The sequence below is a fragment of the Tepidanaerobacter sp. EBM-38 genome, from assembly GCA_001896545.1.
GTDB lineage: Bacteria > Bacillota > Thermosediminibacteria > Thermosediminibacterales > Tepidanaerobacteraceae > Tepidanaerobacter.
On the sequence record MPOT01000106.1, the window covers coordinates 41,679 to 60,432 of the forward strand.

Consider the following 18,754-nt stretch of genomic DNA (forward strand, 5'->3'; position numbering starts at 1 on the left):
ATTTTACTACTCCGATTTTACAAACTCCAATCGATAAGGTTTGCACCCCATGTTAATCCGGCTCCAAATCCTACTAATACTATCTTGTGCCCTTTTTTTATTTTTCCAGTATGAAAAGCTTCGTCTAGTGCTACCGGAATGGATGCAGACGACATATTTCCATATTTGTCTAGATTTATTACCACATGCTCTCGTGGAAACTTTAGTCGTTTTATAGCTGCTTCAATAATCCTTATATTGGCTTGGTGTGGAATAATATAATCTATGTCTTCCAATGAAAGGTTAGACTTTTCAATAACTTTTTTGGTACAATCCTCAAAAATTCTAACCGCAAATTTGAATACTTCATTGCCTTCCATTTTTATATAATGCCTGCGATTTTCTATTGTATCGAAGCTGGCGGGCTCCTTCGTACCCCCGGCCGGTAATTCAAGAAGTTCTGACCCACCGCCATCTGCACCTAAAATACTAGCTAACACTCCTCCAGCCTCGACTTCGCTTAAAACAACCGCACCGGCACCATCACCAAATAGCACACAGGTATTTCTATCTTCCCAGTCAGTTAGCTTTGAAAGCACTTCACTTCCAACTACAAGAACATTTTTATATTGTCCCGCCATGATGTATTGGGTCGCAGTAGTCAATGCATAAATAAATCCACTGCAAGCAGCTTGAATATCTAGTGCAGCAGCATTTTTTGCACCAATTTTATTTTGTATAATGCAAGCTGTAGCAGGGAATATTCTATCCGGACTCGAGGAAGCTGAAATAATCAAATCAATATCTTCAGGTTTTAAATTAGCATCTTTGATAGCCAATTTTGCTGCCTCAGCTCCTAAATCCGAAGAACAAATATTGTAATCAGCCTTTCTCCTATTAGATATCCCAGTTCTCTCAATAATCCATTCATTAGATGTGTCAACAATCTTTTCCAGGTCAAAATTAGATATAACTTTATCTGGCACATAAGAACCAATTCCAATAATTCCAGCTCTCATTTTAATTATTTCTCCTTTTATAAGGTCACTTCGAGGTTTTGCTTCAATTTTTCACTGATGTTTGCTTCGACAAATCTGCAAGCAGCTTTAATACCATTTGCAATAGCCTTTCTATCTGAAGAGCCATGACATTTAATTAGTACTCCATCAATACCTAAAAACATGGCTCCACCATGTTCGGAATAGTCCATGCTCGCTCGAACTTTATTTATTGCCGGTTTCATCAACGCTGCACCCAACGAATACACGATATTGCTTTTTATTTCCTGTTTTAATTGTTTGAATATATACATTCCAAATCCTTCTACTGTCTTTAAAAATATATTTCCGGTAAAACCATCGCAAACTACTACATCAACATTACCGTCAAATATATTTCGTGATTCTATATTTCCAACGAAATTAATATTTTCTAACCGGTTCAAATCAGAATATGCCGCTTTTATCACTGAATTACCTTTTTCTTTTTCGGTACCTATATTCATCAGGCCCACGCTTGGGTTTTTCCTATTTAAAATTTCAGCCGAATAGATACTTCCCATTATGGCAAATTGAACCAAGTTTTTGGATTTCACCTCACTATTTGCTCCAATATCCAACAGTAGAACCGGATTTTTAGCAGTGGGAAACAGAGTAGCAATAGCTGGTCTATCAATACCTTCTAATCGGCCTAAAATAAATAATCCTCCAGCCATTAATGCTCCAGTGCTACCCGCCGATACCATTGCATGAGCCTTACCTTCCTTTAATAGTCTTAGCCCTTTAACTATGGATGAATCCTTTTTTTTTCGAATAGCAGCTACAGGTTGCTCGTCATATGTAATTATTTCTTCAGCATTTACTATTTCAATAGATTTTTTAGATGCTTGCAAGTAAGGTTTTATCTTGCTTTCATTGCCTACCAAAATAATTTCTATATCCGGATTATTTGAAGCGTCAATAGCACCTTTAACTATCTCTTCAGGAGCATGATCTCCCCCCATTGCATCAACTAAAATTTTCAATTACTGTCGCTGCCTCCTTTATCTATATATCAGTATTGTTATCCTCTGCTTCAAGGGATACAAGGATAAATTTGCCTCTAAAAACCTCTTTTTGTTTAACATATGTCCTGACAAAAACGAATTTCTTATTTCCTCGGACCCTTGTTACTTCTGCTTTAGCTACAAGTTTTTGGCCTGCATAGACCGGCAATTTATATTTGATGTTAGCAACTCCTGTTAATGCAACCTTTGCATCAATTGTAGCTATAGCAAGAGAATTAGCTTGAGCAAAAATTATGTCACCTCTTATAACCTTCGTCTTTCCAAAAGTCATCTTATTCGTTGTTTCTAAAATTGATATTCCTCTTTTATCCAATTCAAGATCCACTAATTCCCCAACTATCTCGGCTACATCAATAGATCGAACTTTGGCATAGTTATCTTCAGCTACTGCCCTAATCCTTTCTCTGAGCTCAGGTAGTTTTAATTCCATCCGGTCTAAGCGTATTGTCTGTACGCTTACATTGAATTTTTCTGCCAACTCTTCATCATTTAAAAAAGGGTCTTCGGCAATTGTTTTAATAAGAAGCATTTGCCTTGTTTTTTTTGATAACCCTCTTTTTGACAATAAATCACCCCAATATTAGTTGTTTTTAAGAGCAGATGCTAATAGTATATATTATATTAATTTAAAAATCAATAGTTTACAATTTATAAAATTAAATCATATATTTTTTGAACCTAACCTATCTACTTTAAAAATAAATTAATAAATAAAGCCAAAAAGAGGTTTAAACTTAAACCTCTTTTTGGCTTTGGATTTCATCCAATTGTTTTTCTAATTCAGCAATTCTTTGTAAGATTTCATCTAACTCCGTCTTTTTGACAAGATTCATAGATGTAATTGCATTATCAACCTGTTCATTGATTTTTTGCTTTAATTTTTCGCTTTCCTCCTGCATCCTGCACATGAGAGTATTCAAAGCATCTTTTCCTTCTTCTTGTGACATTTCACCTTTCTTAACAAGCTCTGAAATTACTTCTTCAGCCTTTTCTTTTGTAACGGTAGCAAGGCCAATTCCTGCATAAAGTATTTGTTTTAACATTGTTTCACCTCACTTACGCTTTTGCTGTTTTGAGCTTTCCTCTAAACATTGACCATAAGGGGCTTGCAATAAATATTGAAGAGTATGTTCCGGCACTTATACCAACAATCAATGCTAATGTAAAATCCTTTATCGTTTCACCGCCTAGTAAAAATAAGGCCGTAATGGTTAAAAGCGTAGTCAGCGAAGTATTTACAGACCTTGTTATGGTCTGAGAAATGCTGAGATTAGCTACTTCCTCAAAGGGAACTTTTCTCATATTTTTAAGATTTTCTCTGACCCGGTCAAAAATAACTATTGTATCATTTATAGAATATCCTACTATAGTAAGAATTACTGCTATAATTGTACTGTCAACCGGAATGTAGAAAATCGCATAAAAACTTAAGACAATCAAAACATCATGTAATAATGCTAAAACTGCGGCTAACGCCGAATTGAATTCAAATCTGAAGGTTATATATATAAGCATTCCTATATTTGCTATAATCAAAGCAATAACAGCCTGTTTTTGTAATTCTTTGCCAATGATGGCATCAATAGTTTCAGCCCTTACTAGCTTAGTATCCGGCCATTTTTGCTTTAATGCATCAAGAATCTCATCCTGCATTTCCTTTGATAAATCAACTGTCTTTATTATTAACTCCTGCCCTGTGTCACCAGCTTTTTTAGCTTCAAAATCTATGTCAAGTTTTTCCAAAACATTCCTTGCTTCTGACAATTCATAAGTTTGATGGATGTCAAAATGCAGCATATTGCCACCGGTAAAGTCAATACCCCAGTTAAAGCCACGCATTACCATGAACACAAGACCCAGAGCGATTATTGCGAGGGAAATACCAAACCATATATGTTTTTTTTCTATTATCTTATATACTTTCACTTTTTCCACCTCTTATACGCCAAAAAGTTTTTTGTTTGTAAATAACCGCGTATTAACCAAATTTATCAATATCACCCTGGTTACGGTTATTGCCGTAAACATACTAACTACAATACCTATTATCAAAGTAACTGCAAAGCCTTTTATCGGCCCAGTTCCAAAATATAAAAGAACAATAGCTGCTATAATTGTAGTTATGTTTGAGTCAATAATTGTGGTAAGAGCCCGGTGAAATCCAGCATCTACTGCAGCTCTTAAAGTTTTACCATTTCTCAATTCTTCTTTCATTCTTTCAAAAATTAATACGTTTGCATCCACAGCCATACCTATCGAAAGGATAAAACCTGCAATACCCGGCAATGTCAATGTTGCACCTATTGCTGAAAAAATTGTCAATACAAGCATTATATATACCAATAAAGAAAAATCTGCTACCAGGCCAGGGATTCTGTAATAGAACAGCATAAACAAGAAAACCAAAACTACTCCGATTAAACCGGCTTTTAAACTTTTATTCAGCGAATCAGCACCCAAAGTAGGACCGACAGTCATTACCTGACGTTGCTCAAGATCAACGGGTAATGCACCGGCTCTTATAAGTGCAGCTAATTCTGCAGCATTTTCAATGCTTTGAATATTGGTTATAACCGCTTCACCGTTTGTTATTACATCTTGGACAGTTGGAGCCGATATTAGTTGTTCATCCAATACTATAGCAATAGGCTGTTTTAAATATTTCTCTGTTGCTTTAGCAAATTTTTTTGCACCCTCAGAGTCAAACTTCAAGCTTACCATTGGTTCATTCTGCTGGCCATAAACTGCTTTTGCATCCTTGACGTTATCTCCTGTCAGAATAACCTCATTGTCAGGCCCAACAAATTGAAGTGATGCTGTTTTACCAATAATTTCTAACGCCCGCTGCGAATCTTCCACTCCTGGAAGCTCTACTAAAATCCTGGTATTCCCTTGCCTTACTATAACAGGCTCTGTAACTCCCAGTTGGTCGATTCTACTACGTATAACATTTTCCGCTCCTGTCATTTTTTCATCGGTTACTTTTTCACCAGGCTTTGGCTTAGCTTCAAGTAGGACCGACACACCACCTCGCAAATCAAGGCCCAGTTTTATGGATTCTTTTATAGGGATAATCTTATATCCGGCTATTTGGAAACCACATAGTGTCGCATATGCTAAAATAGCTGCAACAATGACTATAGCGGCAATTTTTATGAGGCTTTTTGTTTTTGAATTCATCTTAGGTTTTTTCCCCCATTCTTTACGTTGATGCAATCTTAATTATATATCTGGTTTTATTTACTTGTCAATAAACTTGAATTATGCACACAAAAAATAGGGCCTTACAGGCCCTTTATTTTTCCTTGGAACATACCTGATTGGCTACAGTGCATGAGGTCTTACATGCTGACTGGCACGAAGATTGACATTCTCCACAACCTTTGTACATAAGATCTTCTTTTTTGTTTAAGCAACCTTTATGTAAGGGTTTTATGTGTTTCATTATTAGTTTCTCCTTCCATTACTATAATCTTAAAATATTATAGCATAAAATGCTAGTGTTGAAAAGACAAATTAAATATTGACTCCTAATATACCTGCCAATACTCCCGTAAGAAACCCTAGAAAAAGGTCAATTGCGATATCCCATTTAAAGTAAAATGATGGCATGATTAAAGAACTTAAAATCAATAAAATCGCAATATACAAAAAGCCTATTAAACCCCCATGCAGCCATCCCATGCTATCTATATTCCTGGTCACATCAATGCCGCTTAAAAAAATACTAACAGCACTTATAATAACCACAGCTTTTGGAATAATGCTTTCAGAAACCTTCGTGAAATATATTAATACGGCTAATATTAAAAATAGAAATAAGGTAAATAAATACGCTCTAAAAACACCTTTTAAGATTCTTATAAAGTCTATTTTTTTGCTATCTGCTGATGATTTCATATCAATCTACCTCCCTTTATTATAATCTATTTAAAAAGAGGTATAATATGATAAAAAGCAAGAGATTTTCTCTTGCTTTTTATCACCTTGATTAATCTTCAGTTTTTTCTCTTTTCTTTAATACATTTCCAATAGCCGTTCTTGTCACTTTTATTTTTATCTTATCACCAACATCAAGGGTAATTATATCATCTTTTATGTTGAGAATTTTGCCATATATGCCCCCTACCGTTATAACATCATCACCTTCTTTCAAACTCGAAAGCATATCTCTGCGCTCTTTTTCCCGCTTTTGTTGTGGCCGAATTATCAAGAAATAAAAAATTGCAAAAATAATTATAATCGGCCCAAATTGCTGCATAAATGTTGCTGTATTCATTTTTTGATTCCATCCTTTCAATTAAAATATGTATTTAGATATTTATTTAGTTCTATGTAGAAATAAGAAATCCTTTTTATTCCGGCAATTTGACATTAATTATTTTTAAAAATCAGTTTTATTATGCACCATTATTTAGCTGCTTTTTTCGTTTTTATATAAATATTTAATCTTACACCTGTTATAATATTCCAAAGTTTGCATAAAACTCATCCTTCAATTCTAGTAAATAACCGCCTTCAATTGCTTTTTGTATATCTTGCATCAGGCTTACAAGGAAATGTAAATTATGTATCGTAGTCAGCCTGATACCTAGTATCTCACCGACATTAATCAGGTGGCGAATATAGGCGCGAGTAAAGTTTTTACACGCATAACAATCGCAATCTGGATCAAGCGGCGTAAAATCTCTGGCATAAGCTGCGTTTCGAACAACAAGTTTTCCTTTTTTCGTAAATACGGTACCATGTCTAGCAATGCGCGTAGGTAAGACACAATCAAACATATCTATGCCTCTAATAACTCCTTCAAATAAATCCTCCGGTGTCCCAACTCCCATCAAATATCTTGGTTTATCGTCAGGTAGAAGTGGAACTGTAAAATCTAACATCTCATACATTTCTTTTTTGGGTTCACCTACACTCAGCCCACCAATTGCATAACCTTCAAATCCAAGTGACACTATATCCATGGCACTTTTTCTTCTTAATTCTTTATAAACTCCACCTTGAACAATTCCAAACAATGTCTGAGTATCTATGTTATTATGCGCCTTTTGACATCTTTCGGCCCACCTTGTAGTTCTTTCAACAGACCTTAGAACGTATTCATAAGTAGCGGGATAAGGAATGCACTCATCAAAAGCCATCATTATATCGCTGCCGAGAGCATTTTGTATTTCTACGGATGTTTCAGGACCAATAAAGTGAATCGAACCGTCTATATGTGAGCGAAAAGTTACTCCTTCCTCATTTATCTCTCGTAATTCTCCCAAGCTAAAAACCTGAAACCCTCCACTATCTGTTAAAATAGAACCGTCCCAATTCATAAACTTATGTAAGCCTCCTGCCTCTCTGATAAGTTCATGACCCGGCCTTAAATACAAATGATATGTGTTGCTTAATATTATTTTTGCACCTATTTCCTTTAGTTCATCTGGAGTCATGGTTTTAACAGTAGCTTGTGTGCCAACAGGCATAAATACCGGAGTTGTAAAACTTCCATGGAGGGTTTCAAGTTTTCCTAATCTTGCTGAAGTATTTGCAGACTTTTTTAAAACATTAAATTTCATAGTGTAAATCATCCTTTTCTTCGCACTTTATTACCTTTAATTCTCTGATTAATTCTCCGTCCATAGCTAGGATAGTGATTTCGGCATCAGCAATTCTTAGACTCTTACCCTCTATCAGCTTTTCACCGCTTTCTTGGCAAACTTTTACTACAACACCACCTATAGTATTGCCAAGGTCTTCAGGAATATTAACTTTTAACTTTTTGTTTAAATCACTAACAAGAGTAGCAGGGTTAACAATATTTATGTCTGTAATAAAAGTTCTTGCCGGATCGAAATATTTATTAATAAAAAACAAACCACCTATAGCAACTATTCCTAAAACTATATCAAACATGTTTTTAGATTCAATTATTATTTTGCGTGCTATTGCATATAGTAAAACCTCAATTACACTTGAAGGAGTATGCCTAACAAGCATCACAGCAAGCTCTAAGCCAATTACCAATGTAAGGATGTGCCCTAAAAAAGTTTGTAATACCGGAAATGTTTCCATTGGGGGCGTGTAATATATAATTTTAAAATATCTTAAAATATCAGTAGAACCGATAACGACACCAATGGCAAGCAAGAATGCCAATATAGCTTCTAATATAATAACAGCCTTTGCAATCCTGGAGGATATTTTCATTTTTACACAACCTATCTTAAATTATTAACATCGCGTCACCAAAACTGAAAAATCTATATTTCTCATTTACTGCCTCTTTATATGCTTTTAAAATTTTTTCCCTTCCCGCGAAAGCACTGACAAGCATTATAAGTGTCGATTTAGGAAGGTGAAAGTTGGTTATAAGGCCGTCTACGGCTTTAAAGTTATAGCCCGGATAGATAAATATGTCGGACCATCCGTTGCCGGGCTTTATCTGTCCGTTTACATCGGCAACTGTCTCCAGAGTTCGGGTCGAAGTGGTGCCAACTGCAAACACTTTTCTGCCAGCTTGTCTAGTAGAATTTATTACTTCTGCAGTTTCCTTGCTTATTTCGTAATATTCCGCATGCATTTTATGTTCTTCGATATTCTCAACTTTTACAGGCCTGAAAGTTCCAAGACCGACATGAAGTGTAATAAAAGCAATTGAAACACCTTTTTCTCTTATTTTTTCTAAAAGTTTTTCCGTAAAGTGTAACCCTGCCGTCGGAGCAGCAGCTGATCCTGGAACTTGAGCATATACAGTTTGATATCGGTTTTTGTCTTGTAATTTCTTCTTAATATAAGGTGGTGTAGGCATCTGACCTAACTCATTAAGAATCTCTTCAAAAGAAGTATCATAAAGAAACTTAACAATTCTACCCCCAAAGTCAGTATTGTCAACTATCTTAGCTATTAGACGGCCGTCGCCAAAAATAATTTCATCACCTATGCGAGCTTTATGCCCTGGTTTTACTAGAACTTCCCATGTATCGCTACCAATAGACTTTAAAAGCACTACTTCAACTTTGCCATTAGTTTTTTTACGGTATCCAATTAATCTAGCAGGTATAACTTTGGTATCATTTAATACCAAACAATCACCCTGCTCAAAGTAGTTAATTACATCTTCAAAAATTTTATGTTCAATCTCTCCGGTAGTTTTATTTAAAACCAACAATCTAGATTTTGAGCGGTCTTTTATCGGTTCTTGAGCTATTAGTTCTTCCGGCAAATCAAAGTCAAAATCTTCGAGCTTCATTTTTACACTTCTTTCTAAAACTGCTATAGTTAATGTTTATAATGCTATTTCAACACCTGTATAATAGTGTGACAAAATCTCAATATAATTATACCCATTTTCTGCCATTGCCTTAGCTCCCCACTGGCTCATTCCTACTCCATGCCCATAGCCGTGGCCATAGAATATATATGTATTGGCGGTGGTATTAAGATTAATATTTCTAAATAAATTAGCACCTGCAATAGAAGCATACCCCGTCGAGATGTGGTTTAACCCTTCCTGTGCTATAACATTTTTCCCATTTAACTGAATATTTTTCTTTGTTCCGTCTCCAGTTATTGAAACAACATCAAGTTTTGCTCCTCCTGAAATATTAAAGAAATTGCTTTTTAATTGAAGCACATTCCTTATATTGCTGTTTTCAATTATAACTTCTCCCGACTTGCCTTTCACCAACAGTTTCTTGACTCTACCAGCTGAAGTGCTTTCAATTATGGAGACTTCATTAATTTCACCTACAGTTTGTACAGCGGATCTTGCACGCTCGCTGATATCATTTGCTGATAAGTGTATCTCCCAATTTGAATATGGAGAATTTACATCGACTATATCATCTACCGATTGTAAATACGGTAAATCTAAGCCAAAAACATCTTTACATGTTTCTGTCCTTCCACCACTATCGGCATGGTAAAAAGCGGTGATAGGGTTTTCATTATAAAGGATAATTTGCCCTTTTGTTTCATCAACTGCCTGGTTGGTTCTGACATCTTCAACATCGTAACCGCCATAAAGTTGATCGCTAGAGCTTGCATTAACATCAAAACCATAGTTTTGCCATTTAGATAGATTTGCAACCGCATAAGTCCTAGCTGCTACTGCCTGGGCTTTTAAAGCTTCCATATGCCAGCTTGTTGGCATCTCCCCAGGGACAACACCATATAAATATTCATCTAATTCAAGTTCATTTACTACTTGAATACTTTTTCCTGAAATCAGCGCCATCTCAAGTATGCCACGATATTGTCGACCTTCAATTGATATTGGACTTGTCGTGTCATTGCTTGCTAAAAATATCGGTTTATCCATCGTATTAGGGAAAATAAGCCCTGGATTTTGAGAATCTCCTTTAACTACCATTAAATCAAAATTACTTGAAGTTGTAGTTTTATTTGAACTTCTAATCCAAACCGACCAGTCATCATCAAAAAGCAGATAACTTTCAATACCCATCTGTGCCAATTGTGATGCATATTCTAAGGCACTGTTTTTATCTCTTATATTATTTTTTTTAGGCACAAAATCTATTGAATTTGCGCTACAAACCTCTAATAACCTATCAGGAAGATTTATTGCTGCTTGATCTGTCCTAAATCCTACTTTAAACCCACCGGCTGAATATAATTCATATGAACTGCGTGCTGAGCTGTCATAATAAAGGCCTACTCTTATTTTATCTGGAATAAGATACATTGCTTGTCCCTTGATGGGTATTAAGATACTTATACATATGATAAAAATCATAAGGCATAATAAAAAATACTTTCTCATTTTTTAATAACTGCCTCCTCCCAGGAAAATTAATTATTCACGTTTTTTGTCAAGATGGTCATATGCCTTATCTGAAACAATTCGGCCTCTTGCTGTTCTGAATATGTAACCTTCCTGAATAAGATAAGGTTCATAAATATCTTCAATTGTTGAAACATCCTCATTAAGTGCGGCTGCAATCGACTCAATACCTACGGGGCCTCCACCGAATTTGTCAATAACAGTCAAAAGCAATCTTCGATCGTTTTGATCAAGACCGTGAGAATCAATTTCCAAAAGCCTTAATCCTTCTTCTGTAATATCCATCGTAATTACTCCATCTCCTCGGACCTGTGCAAAATCCCTGATACGCTTGAGCAACCTATTTGCAAGCCTTGGCGTTCCTCTGGAACATAATGCTATCCGCTCAGCAGCTTTTTGCTCGATATCAACTTTTAAAAGTGCAGCAGACCTTTTTATAATTGTTACCAGATCTGATATTTTATAAAAGTCTAAATGCAAACTCATACCAAAGCGATCCCTCAAAGGTGATGTTAATCGCCCTGCCTTAGTAGTAGCACCTACTAAGGTAAAAGGGCTTAAGTTCAGCCTCATAGATCGAGCGCTAGGTCCTTTGCCCACCATAATATCTAATGCAAAGTCTTCCATGGCGGGGTATAGTATTTCTTCAACACTAGGATGAAGTCGATGTATTTCATCGATGAACAGTAAATCCCTATTCCCCAGATTCGTAAGAATTGCCGCCAAATCTCCCGCCCGTTCTATAGCAGGCCCCGAGGTTATTCTTATATTTACACCTAGTTCCCTGGCTATAATGTAGGCTAAGGTTGTTTTTCCAAGTCCAGGCGGTCCAAATAAAAGAACGTGATCTAAAGCTTCACGTCTCATTAAAGCTGCCTTTATAAAAACTTGAAGGTTTTCCTTTACACGATCTTGACCAACGTATTCATTAAAACTCAGTGGCCTTATATTTTTTTCATATTCTAATTCCTCATCATTTTTCAAAGCCGGAGTAACAATTCTATCGTCCAATTTTTCCACCCTTTACTTTGACAGTTTTTTCAGTGCAGATTTTATGATATCTTCTACAGAATCATTGTTTTTTACCGAATCCTCATCTAAAACTAATTGTATTTCCATAGGATTAAAGCCCAAAGAAATAAGTGCCTCTCTTGCTTCAATAATAGAATTATACTTGCCTTCATCAGAGGTTACGGGTAAGTCTTTTATACGGTCTTTTAATTCGATTATGATTTTTTGTGCCGTTTTCTTGCCAATACCTGGTACCTTTACAAGGTCTTTGACATCTTCAGATAATATACTAGTTTTTAATCGTGCAACATCCATCAACGATAGAATAGAAATTGCTGCTTTGGGGCCAATTCCAGAAACCTTATTTAAAAGCACATAGGCTTGCCTTTCAACTACATCAAAAAAACCAAATAGCTCCACAGCATCATCTCTTAACACCATTTGCGTATAAAGTTTTAATTTATTACCCTGCCCAGTTTTTATTTTATTGTAAGTGAACATTGAAATGTTTAGCTTTAAGCCCCAACCACCTATATCAATTATGGCAAAGTTAGGTTCAACATGAACTAATAAACCTTCTAAATAATCTAACATACTTAAAATCTTCTTCCATCCATTATATTTTGAAGTTTATATGAGTTCATGTGGCATAAAGCTACTGCCAAAGCATCGGCAGCATCATCGGGTTTGGGTAGTTCTTCTAAATTAAAACTGGCTTTAATCATTTGCTGAACTTGCCGTTTATCTGCATGACCATAACCAACAACCGCCTGCTTTACTTGTAATGGAGTGTACTCAAAAACCTCAATTTTCGACAATGCTGCAGCCAAAACCGCCACTCCGCGTGCTTGTCCTACAGAAATTATTGTCTTTGCGTTTTTATTAAAAAACAATTCTTCAACAGCTACAACATCAGGTTTATACTTTTGTATGAGTTCAAGATAGCCTTCATGTATTTGCTTTAATCTATAAGGCATAGAAAATTTTGGTGGTGTTCTTATTACTCCGTATTCAACGACATAACAATTATTCTGCTCATTAGAAATAATTCCATATCCGCTTATGGCTATACCTGGATCAACTCCCATAATCAACATAAAATCACCCTTAGTGTAATTCTACATCTAAGGGTGAATATCCTTCTTGACTATAAAAACTATTAATTTGTTAAACCTTCTCTAATTTTTAAAAATTCCTGTTCGTCCTTAATAACAAGACCTCTTTCTAGAATTGCTCTGTCATCTTCTCTTAAAGTATCTGCAATAATATCTGTTTGTTCTACAAGAGTCGACTTTATCCCTGGAATACCTTGAAAAAGTGATACATATCCATTTTGTACACCGATATAGTAATGGTCATCGCAAATATCGTTTATTTCCCTTTTTAATTTAACTTCATCAGGTGTAAAGCTAAAAATCTCCCAGCCTTTTTCGTTCTGCTGTAATTCAGTTTTTGTGCAATTTATATATTTATCATCAATATATTTTTCTTCAACCACCTCATCGCCACATATCACATAATAAGTAATATATATCAATTTTGCACCTGCATTAAGCTTCATTTCAGGTATATCTGATACATTTTGTTCTAAGTAATCAAGACTATGACTTTCATCAGGCGGTTTAAAGGAAAAGAAAGTCTTGAAATACCCGTAACTAAAACCTATCACAATTATAAAAAGTACTATAATAATATACCTAAAAATACTTTTGGGCATACGTACTCCTCCTTTAACTCTTCAGATGAATAGTATGCCCAGTTAATACATAATTATACAATTATAGTATTTATTACTTACTATTAGGATTGTTCTTCAGGTTCATAATTCGTATAAACATTTTGAACATCGTCATGTTCTTCCAGGATTTCTAACAACTTTTCCAGCTTTTCACTTTCCGATTCAGGCAGGGTAACAGTTGTGTTTGGTATGAATGATAATTCTGCAGAGAAAATATCTATGTTATTCTCTTGTAAATAATTCTTTACTGTCTCAAATTTTTCAACACTTGTAGTTATCTCAATAGAATCTTCGAGCTCTTCAACATCTTCTGCACCTGAGTCTATAGCCAGCATCATTATCTGCTCAACATCAGTATCGTCTTTTTTTTCGATTAATATTAATCCTTTCTTTTCAAACATCCAAGCAACGCAGCCTGTCTCGCCTAAATTTCCACCATGCTTATCAAATAAATGTCTCATCTCTCCGGCAGTTCGATTTCTGTTATCTGTAGTAGCATCAATTAAAATTGCAACACCGCCCGGACCATATCCTTCATACATAATTTCCTCATAATCGGCGCCACCAAGCTCTCCGCTTCCTCTTTTAATTGCTCTTTCAATATTATCATTAGGCATGTTAGCCTGCTTAGCTTTTTCAATTATATCCTTAAGTCGCGAATTAGTATTCGGGTCTGGACCGCCCTCGCGCGCAGCTACTATAATTAATTTGCTAAATCTTGTATATATCTTCCCTTTTTGAGCATCCATCTTAGCTTTTTTGTTTTTAATATTTGACCATTTAGAATGTCCTGACATACTAGTTCCCCCTTTGACTTAATTCACAAAAAGTAATTAATATTTATTAATTGAGTTTAAACTCAGGTATCTGGGCAAGTCTTCGTTTGTGTTCACTCTTTATATATAATGTTCTTATTCGATCTCTAATTTCAGGGTTTATAGTTTCACCTGTTAAAATATATCTGTCCAGTTCATCGTAAGTTATACCCATCTCTTTTTCATCGCTTTGACCACTCCAAAGGCCCGCTGTAGGAACCTTGTCAATAATTTTTTGTGGAATACCAAGGTAAGCAGCAAGCATTTTTACTTGACCTTTTACAAGATTGCCTATGGGCCATAAATCTGCCCCACCATCACCGTATTTTGTAAAATATCCCACTGTAAGTTCACTTTTGTTTTCCGATCCTACAACAAGATAATGATTCAGTGCTGCATAATAATAAAGTGCTATCATCCTCAGGCGCGGTTTAATATTCGCTTTAGCCATTTGATTTTCACTTTTATCCATTACTTTTAAAAACTCATCATAAATACCATCAAGAATGATGGTTTGATATTTTATATCAAATTTATCGGCTATTAATTTTGCATCCATTTCATCATTTTTGTCACTGTAGCACGGCATTATAAGACCAAGTGTATTTTCGCCAAAAGCTCTTTTACACAACACGCTGACTACTGCTGAATCAATTCCGCCACTCATACCGAAAACAGCTCCTAGTGCTCCAGCTTTTTGAGTGTATTCTTTTAGCCATGTTACTAAACTATCGCATAATTCATTGACATCCAATATAAACACTCCTTGCAAAGCTTCTAATATAAGCTGATTTTAAAAATCATATTGTGTAACATAATAATTTCCGACCCATTCAATCAATGCACTACCCGATGTTATATTTGAAATAAGCTGTTCTAAATCTATATTATAAATTATCGGAACATATATATTCAGTTGTACATTTTCCGTATAGTTAATATCGTTAATAATAATATTCCTTTGATTTAGCTCCCACTGCACCTTTCCCAGCATATTATAATCAGTAATTATTTTGTATGCGTTACACCTTATTTTCTTAATTATACTGGAATTTTTCAAGCCCCTTGAGGCACTTTCACTATATGCTCTTACAAGTCCACCAGCTCCCAACAAAATACCTCCAAAGTAGCGAGTTACAACTATTAGCACGTTTTTTATATTATTGGATTTTATTACTTCCAAAACTGGCTTACCAGCAGTTCCAGAAGGCTCACCATCGTCACTGAACTTTTGTATATCATCATTTAAACCTAGCACGTAAGCATAAACATTATGAGTTGCATCCCAGTATTTTTTACGGATTTTTTTGATGTAATCTTCTGCTTCTTCATTATCTTTTATAGGTACAACATTAGAAATAAATTTGGATTTTTTAACTGTATAAAGACTCTCAGAAGGTTTTGCAACAGTTAAGAATTCAGCTTTGCACATTTAAATAACCTCTTTCGGCACTTACAACATTAAAAATGCATCTAGTTAATTATAACATAAAAGTAATCTTCGGACTATACACAATCACTAAATATGAATAAAAGGGGCTTCTTTTTAGAAGTCCCTTTTATCTATTATTTCGAAAAAACATGGTTTCCTATGGTTGTAACATATGCTCTATTTCTTACCCATTGGTCGCTAGTTTTACTAGGGTTATAAAAAGCAATCGCGCCTCCTGTAGGATCTACACCACTTAATGCATCCATAACAGCTCTTCTTGCGGTTTCGTCCGGAACTAAATTGATTTGGCCGTCTAGCACAGGGCTGTATTGATAATGACCATCGACAACCTGAAATATTATCTCAGGAATGCTCTTGGGATAAGCTGGATTGTTTAGCCTGTTTAACACAGTTGCAGCTACTGCTACTTGACCTGAATAAGGCTCCCCTCTTGCTTCAGCATAAACTAATTTTGCAAGAAGTTCTACATCTTTTGTGGAAAATCTACCATTACTGCCTCGATACGACGTATTAACACCTAATGCACGGAATGTTTCAAAACCGGCAATACCGTCAGCTTTTAGTCCCTTAGCTTTCTGAAACTTTACCAACGCATCGACTGTCTTGTTTCCAAATATGCCATCTGCATATCCCGACCAAAATCCTTTGTTATTTAAAGTTTGCTGGAGCTGAGCTACATCTTGTCCTCTACAACCCTTCGTTAAAACTCGATCGCCTAATTGTGCCGCAATCGCGGCCGGTGTAACAATTAAAAACAATGTTGATATCAACAATGCTTTCGCTAATATTATTTTCCGCATATTTTCCCCTCCTTTTGTTTTTCGCCAAATCTTAGTAAAAACCAACTGATTTGGTTGAAACTAAGTGCGGCTTTCACAGAATCATATTTGCCGCAAATCGGTCTTTTACCGAAGAAGAGATGTGAAGATTATAGCATTAGATTAGCGACTTGACAAAACGCATAGGTAGGGAAAATATGTCGTATTTTGTTTACAATAAATCAATTATATCATAATTATCTTCTTGTTTAGTTTTCTGCTTAAAAGCTTAAGTTATTACCATGATGGTTTTTGATGTAATCTAGGTTAATATCAAACTTTTTATCCATAAATATGAAACATGATAATGCTATATTGCGACTCTTTAAGCTATATATACATACATTTATTTTAAAATATTCTCTTGTATTACTCTTTCAATAGTTTTTAATTTTTCATAAAGCTGTTTTAGCTCTTGACGCTCTAAATTTACTCTATATAGTTCACTTAATTTATTTATGATGTTGGTATACAATAATGCTGCATCCTTTTCGGAAGGCCCTTGCACATCATAAGCTTTCACTTCACCATGTTTCAAATCAAAACTTTGATTGAACTCAGGAGTATATGCTTTTATATCATATTTTTCTAGTAACAGATTTTTAAATACTTCCATTCCCTCTGGTTCACCATGGACTAAAAATACTTCCTTGGGCTTTTGCTTAAAAGAGTCAAACCAATGTAACAACGCTTTTTGATCTGCATGGCCCGAAAATCCTTCCAAATTATGTATTTGCGCATTTACAGCGATTTGTTCACCATGTATTCTGACCTGTTTTACACCGTCTATAATCTGCCTTCCAAGAGTTCCCGGGGCTTGATAACCCACAAAAACAATGGATGATTCTTCTCGCCATAAATTATGTTTTAAATGATGTTTTATCCTGCCTGCATCACACATTCCACTGGCAGATATAATTATTGCACCGGTTTTTATGTTATTTAGTTTGATTGAATCTTCTTCAGAACGAGTCATGACAATTCTTTTTAAAATTCCAGGTGATTGCCATATTTTATCAAAAGCTGCTTTTGTTTCTTCATCAAAATAATTTATACTTACTCTAAATATTTCACTGGCAGAAATTGCCAAAGGACTATCGACGTATATTTTACATTCTGGCAAACGCCCCTCTAAATCTAGCTTGCCTAAGTAGTATAATACATCCTGTGTTCTTTCTACTGCGAAAGCAGGTATTATGACATTGCCGCCTTTAAGAAATGTGGATTTAATTATTTGAAGCAATAATTCTTGTTTATCTCCTAAATTTTTATGTATCCTGTTACCATAGGTTGTTTCCATAATCAAATAATCTGCTTTTTCAATTACAGTGGGATCTTTAATTATAGGTTGATTTAAATTGCCTATATCTCCCGAAAACACTAATTTTGTTTCAGAAGAATTCTCTTTAATCCATAGTTCTACAATAGAAGAGCCGAGAATATGTCCCGCATCTCTAAATCTTACTGAAATAGTAGGCGTTAAATCGACTTTTAAATCATAGTCCAAAGTCGAAAAATGCATTAGAGACCTTTTAGCATCTAAATGATTATATATGGGCTCAATTAAAGGCTCCCCTGCCCTTGATAATTTTCTGTTCTTTCGCTCCACTTCTAACTCTTGAATATGACCGCTGTCAGGCAACATTATAGAGCACAAATCGGTTGTTGCTTTTGTAGAAATTATAGTTCCTTTAAATCCTTTTTTAACAAGTTTTGGAATTAACCCGCTATGATCTATATGAGCATGCGTAAGTATCACGTAATCAATTTCATTTGGTGCAAAATTGAACTCCCCGTAATTTCGTTCCTTTAAATCCTTTGAGCCTTGAAACATGCCACAATCTAGTAATAATTTGGTGTCCTCAGTTTCTATCATATAGCATGAACCAGTAACAGTTTTGCAAGCTCCATGAAATGATATTTTCAAGACTACCCACTCCATCTTTTATTTGATTTAGTAAATGTATTATTTTAAACCTTAAACTATTTGATTATCAAAATATCGAGTATAAATATGGCTCCTCGAGTAGGATTCGAACCTACGACCCTTCGGTTAACAGCCGAATGCTCTACCGCTG

22 protein-coding genes are annotated in these 18,754 nt (G+C 35.2%); all 22 read right to left on the reverse strand.

Going from position 1 to position 18,754, the window contains the following annotated elements; translation table 11 throughout:
• Positions 1 to 17 precede the first annotated feature (17 nt).
• The 22 genes from BUC45_RS11705 to BUC45_RS11810 all read right to left on the reverse strand — a co-directional run bounded on the left by BUC45_RS11705 (position 18) and on the right by BUC45_RS11810 (position 18,603).
• Positions 18 to 998 carry a beta-ketoacyl-ACP synthase III gene (locus BUC45_RS11705; protein WP_296972537.1) on the reverse strand — a complete coding sequence of 327 codons (981 nt, stop codon included), beginning with the start codon at positions 996 to 998 and terminating at the stop codon, positions 18 to 20.
• A 17-nt stretch (positions 999 to 1,015) separates the two neighbouring features.
• The gene (gene plsX / locus BUC45_RS11710) at positions 1,016 to 2,002 is read right to left on the reverse strand and encodes a phosphate acyltransferase PlsX (protein WP_296972539.1); all 987 of its coding nucleotides are present in this window, start codon (positions 2,000 to 2,002) and stop codon (positions 1,016 to 1,018) included.
• Between the two features lie 22 nt (positions 2,003 to 2,024).
• A complete protein-coding gene (fapR, locus tag BUC45_RS11715) occupies positions 2,025 to 2,609 on the reverse strand; it encodes a transcription factor FapR (protein WP_296972540.1) in 585 nt (194 codons plus the stop codon).
• 169 nt (positions 2,610 to 2,778) lie between these two features.
• Entirely contained in the window at positions 2,779 to 3,087 is a 309-nt protein-coding gene (locus BUC45_RS11720) for a hypothetical protein (RefSeq protein ID WP_296972541.1), read from the reverse strand.
• Positions 3,088 to 3,100: 13 nt separating this feature from the next.
• On the reverse strand, positions 3,101 to 3,970 hold the full coding sequence (gene secF / locus BUC45_RS11725; RefSeq protein WP_296972542.1) for a protein translocase subunit SecF: 870 nt from the start codon (positions 3,968 to 3,970) through the stop codon (positions 3,101 to 3,103).
• 12 nt (positions 3,971 to 3,982) lie between these two features.
• Complete coding sequence (gene secD / locus BUC45_RS11730) at positions 3,983 to 5,224, reverse strand: protein translocase subunit SecD (protein ID WP_296972544.1); 1,242 nt, start codon at positions 5,222 to 5,224, stop codon at positions 3,983 to 3,985.
• A gap of 115 nt (positions 5,225 to 5,339) precedes the next feature.
• Positions 5,340 to 5,489: a six-cysteine ranthipeptide SCIFF gene (gene scfA / locus BUC45_RS11735; RefSeq protein WP_296972545.1), complete on the reverse strand. Its 150-nt coding sequence runs from the start codon at positions 5,487 to 5,489 to the stop codon at positions 5,340 to 5,342.
• 71 nt (positions 5,490 to 5,560) lie between these two features.
• On the reverse strand, positions 5,561 to 5,944 hold the full coding sequence (locus BUC45_RS11740) for a TIGR04086 family membrane protein (protein ID WP_296972546.1): 384 nt from the start codon (positions 5,942 to 5,944) through the stop codon (positions 5,561 to 5,563).
• Between the two features lie 91 nt (positions 5,945 to 6,035).
• A complete protein-coding gene (yajC, locus tag BUC45_RS11745; RefSeq protein WP_296972548.1) occupies positions 6,036 to 6,323 on the reverse strand; it encodes a preprotein translocase subunit YajC in 288 nt (95 codons plus the stop codon).
• A gap of 181 nt (positions 6,324 to 6,504) precedes the next feature.
• The gene (gene tgt, locus BUC45_RS11750) at positions 6,505 to 7,623 is read right to left on the reverse strand and encodes a tRNA guanosine(34) transglycosylase Tgt (RefSeq protein WP_366750264.1); all 1,119 of its coding nucleotides are present in this window, start codon (positions 7,621 to 7,623) and stop codon (positions 6,505 to 6,507) included.
• Positions 7,604 to 8,245, reverse strand: a complete 642-nt coding sequence (locus tag BUC45_RS11755) for a transporter associated domain-containing protein (RefSeq protein WP_296972552.1) — start codon at positions 8,243 to 8,245, stop codon at positions 7,604 to 7,606. The genes tgt and BUC45_RS11755 overlap by 20 nt, the downstream gene beginning before the upstream one ends.
• 16 nt (positions 8,246 to 8,261) lie before the next feature.
• A complete protein-coding gene (gene queA / locus BUC45_RS11760) occupies positions 8,262 to 9,287 on the reverse strand; it encodes a tRNA preQ1(34) S-adenosylmethionine ribosyltransferase-isomerase QueA (protein ID WP_296972553.1) in 1,026 nt (341 codons plus the stop codon).
• Positions 9,288 to 9,323: 36 nt separating this feature from the next.
• Complete coding sequence (locus tag BUC45_RS11765) at positions 9,324 to 10,820, reverse strand: SpoIID/LytB domain-containing protein (protein WP_296972555.1); 1,497 nt, start codon at positions 10,818 to 10,820, stop codon at positions 9,324 to 9,326.
• A gap of 33 nt (positions 10,821 to 10,853) precedes the next feature.
• Positions 10,854 to 11,852 carry a Holliday junction branch migration DNA helicase RuvB gene (gene ruvB / locus BUC45_RS11770; protein WP_296972557.1) on the reverse strand — a complete coding sequence of 333 codons (999 nt, stop codon included), beginning with the start codon at positions 11,850 to 11,852 and terminating at the stop codon, positions 10,854 to 10,856.
• A 12-nt stretch (positions 11,853 to 11,864) separates the two neighbouring features.
• Positions 11,865 to 12,446 carry a Holliday junction branch migration protein RuvA gene (gene ruvA / locus BUC45_RS11775; RefSeq protein WP_296972559.1) on the reverse strand — a complete coding sequence of 194 codons (582 nt, stop codon included), beginning with the start codon at positions 12,444 to 12,446 and terminating at the stop codon, positions 11,865 to 11,867.
• A 2-nt stretch (positions 12,447 to 12,448) separates the two neighbouring features.
• Positions 12,449 to 12,949, reverse strand: coding sequence for a crossover junction endodeoxyribonuclease RuvC (gene ruvC / locus BUC45_RS11780; RefSeq protein ID WP_296972561.1), 501 nt, complete (start codon positions 12,947 to 12,949; stop codon positions 12,449 to 12,451).
• A 62-nt stretch (positions 12,950 to 13,011) separates the two neighbouring features.
• Positions 13,012 to 13,569, reverse strand: coding sequence for a BofC C-terminal domain-containing protein (locus tag BUC45_RS11785; protein WP_296972562.1), 558 nt, complete (start codon positions 13,567 to 13,569; stop codon positions 13,012 to 13,014).
• A gap of 83 nt (positions 13,570 to 13,652) precedes the next feature.
• Positions 13,653 to 14,387, reverse strand: coding sequence for a YebC/PmpR family DNA-binding transcriptional regulator (locus BUC45_RS11790; protein WP_296972564.1), 735 nt, complete (start codon positions 14,385 to 14,387; stop codon positions 13,653 to 13,655).
• Positions 14,388 to 14,433: 46 nt separating this feature from the next.
• The gene (gene nadE / locus BUC45_RS11795; protein WP_296972566.1) at positions 14,434 to 15,159 is read right to left on the reverse strand and encodes an NAD(+) synthase; all 726 of its coding nucleotides are present in this window, start codon (positions 15,157 to 15,159) and stop codon (positions 14,434 to 14,436) included.
• 39 nt (positions 15,160 to 15,198) lie between these two features.
• Positions 15,199 to 15,837, reverse strand: coding sequence for a YigZ family protein (locus BUC45_RS11800; RefSeq protein ID WP_296972568.1), 639 nt, complete (start codon positions 15,835 to 15,837; stop codon positions 15,199 to 15,201).
• A gap of 134 nt (positions 15,838 to 15,971) precedes the next feature.
• Positions 15,972 to 16,658 (reverse strand): cell wall hydrolase, encoded by a 687-nt coding sequence (locus BUC45_RS11805; protein WP_296972570.1) that lies wholly within the window; start codon positions 16,656 to 16,658, stop codon positions 15,972 to 15,974.
• Positions 16,659 to 17,022: 364 nt separating this feature from the next.
• Positions 17,023 to 18,603: an MBL fold metallo-hydrolase gene (locus BUC45_RS11810; RefSeq protein ID WP_296972572.1), complete on the reverse strand. Its 1,581-nt coding sequence runs from the start codon at positions 18,601 to 18,603 to the stop codon at positions 17,023 to 17,025.
• Positions 18,604 to 18,754 lie beyond the last annotated feature (151 nt).

What these genes read in the sequence shown, in the direction of transcription:
- BUC45_RS11705 (WP_296972537.1), bottom strand. Translation starts at nt 998, where the DNA reads ATGAGAGCTGGAATTATTGGAATTGGTTCTTATGTGCCAGATAAAGTT.
- BUC45_RS11720 (WP_296972541.1), bottom strand. Translation starts at nt 3,087, where the DNA reads ATGTTAAAACAAATACTTTATGCAGGAATTGGCCTTGCTACCGTTACA.
- secD (WP_296972544.1), bottom strand. Translation starts at nt 5,224, where the DNA reads ATGAATTCAAAAACAAAAAGCCTCATAAAAATTGCCGCTATAGTCATT.
- scfA (WP_296972545.1), bottom strand. Translation starts at nt 5,489, where the DNA reads ATGAAACACATAAAACCCTTACATAAAGGTTGCTTAAACAAAAAAGAA.
- BUC45_RS11740 (WP_296972546.1), bottom strand. Translation starts at nt 5,944, where the DNA reads ATGAAATCATCAGCAGATAGCAAAAAAATAGACTTTATAAGAATCTTA.
- yajC (WP_296972548.1), bottom strand. Translation starts at nt 6,323, where the DNA reads ATGAATACAGCAACATTTATGCAGCAATTTGGGCCGATTATAATTATT.
- BUC45_RS11755 (WP_296972552.1), bottom strand. Translation starts at nt 8,245, where the DNA reads ATGAAAATATCCTCCAGGATTGCAAAGGCTGTTATTATATTAGAAGCT.
- queA (WP_296972553.1), bottom strand. Translation starts at nt 9,287, where the DNA reads ATGAAGCTCGAAGATTTTGACTTTGATTTGCCGGAAGAACTAATAGCT.
- BUC45_RS11765 (WP_296972555.1), bottom strand. Translation starts at nt 10,820, where the DNA reads ATGAGAAAGTATTTTTTATTATGCCTTATGATTTTTATCATATGTATA.
- ruvA (WP_296972559.1), bottom strand. Translation starts at nt 12,446, where the DNA reads ATGTTAGATTATTTAGAAGGTTTATTAGTTCATGTTGAACCTAACTTT.
- ruvC (WP_296972561.1), bottom strand. Translation starts at nt 12,949, where the DNA reads ATGTTGATTATGGGAGTTGATCCAGGTATAGCCATAAGCGGATATGGA.
- BUC45_RS11785 (WP_296972562.1), bottom strand. Translation starts at nt 13,569, where the DNA reads ATGCCCAAAAGTATTTTTAGGTATATTATTATAGTACTTTTTATAATT.
- BUC45_RS11790 (WP_296972564.1), bottom strand. Translation starts at nt 14,387, where the DNA reads ATGTCAGGACATTCTAAATGGTCAAATATTAAAAACAAAAAAGCTAAG.
- BUC45_RS11800 (WP_296972568.1), bottom strand. Translation starts at nt 15,837, where the DNA reads ATGTGCAAAGCTGAATTCTTAACTGTTGCAAAACCTTCTGAGAGTCTT.
- BUC45_RS11805 (WP_296972570.1), bottom strand. Translation starts at nt 16,658, where the DNA reads ATGCGGAAAATAATATTAGCGAAAGCATTGTTGATATCAACATTGTTT.